At 35.7% G+C, this 834-nt stretch carries 1 protein-coding gene and 1 pseudogene; both read right to left on the bottom strand.

All coding sequences use genetic code 11. The features are described 5' to 3' along the window. Positions 1 to 32 precede the first annotated feature (32 nt). On the bottom strand, positions 33 to 422 hold the full coding sequence (locus IV36_RS11135) for a hypothetical protein (protein ID WP_056986632.1): 390 nt from the start codon (positions 420 to 422) through the stop codon (positions 33 to 35). A 90-nt stretch (positions 423 to 512) separates the two neighbouring features. Beyond that, positions 513 to 834: pseudogene (locus tag IV36_RS11130) on the bottom strand (recombinase family protein); the annotation flags it as partial.

Raw genomic sequence — 834 nt, 5'->3', positions numbered from 1 at the left:
AGATACATATTATATGTACGAAGGCATTTCATTTACACAAGATTCTTGACGCTACCATAGCGATGTATTGAAGCTATATCAGGGCCTAATGATCGCCACTTCAGTAGCCAATTACTGACTAGATTAACTAAAATTGCTTCAATTGGGAATGCTAACAATAAGATGACTTTGTCGTTAACTGGAATAACCAGGTAGCCAAATAAAAGAATACCAGATCCTACAGTGGTTAATCCAATAATTAGCCAACTGATAACAATCCCAGGTATTAACATGCCCACTATAATGGCTAGTAACAACAAAAGGAAAACACCTATTTGAATATTCGGTTCCAAAAAAACTGCAAAAAATAGCATTAAGATAGGAAATATCCACGACAAAACAATGGGAACATACCCCTTAAATATTATCTCTGATAAATTCATTACATAGTCTCCTATAAAAATCTTTTAATCATTATAATCTATCTATTCCAAATTTAAATATCATAATTGTTATATTAGTTTAATATATCTCTAATTTCTTTTGATCCTATATTTAATACGGTACCTAATAAAAGTCGACCGTTTAATCCCAGTATTACGGGAAACATCCACATCACTCATACCGGCCTGATAAAGCTTAAAAGCATGTTGCAAGCGGGGATCGCCTTGGGTGTATTGGGGTTTGCGCCCATGATATTTGCCTTGTTGTTTAGCCAGGGCAATGCCTTGTTGCTGACGTTCGATGATCCGCTTACGTTCACTTTCAGCTTGGTATTTATAAAGTTCAATAATGAGGTTGGTCATGAGTTGACGTAAATTGGGGTCAGCAATCCCTGTCATGGACGGTAAATTC

Origin of the sequence: Liquorilactobacillus mali (genome assembly GCF_001437155.1) — a bacterium.
Classification (GTDB): domain Bacteria; phylum Bacillota; class Bacilli; order Lactobacillales; family Lactobacillaceae; genus Liquorilactobacillus; species Liquorilactobacillus mali_A.
Note: the sequence above shows the minus strand (reverse complement) of the source record. Positions and strands in the feature narration are given on the sequence as shown.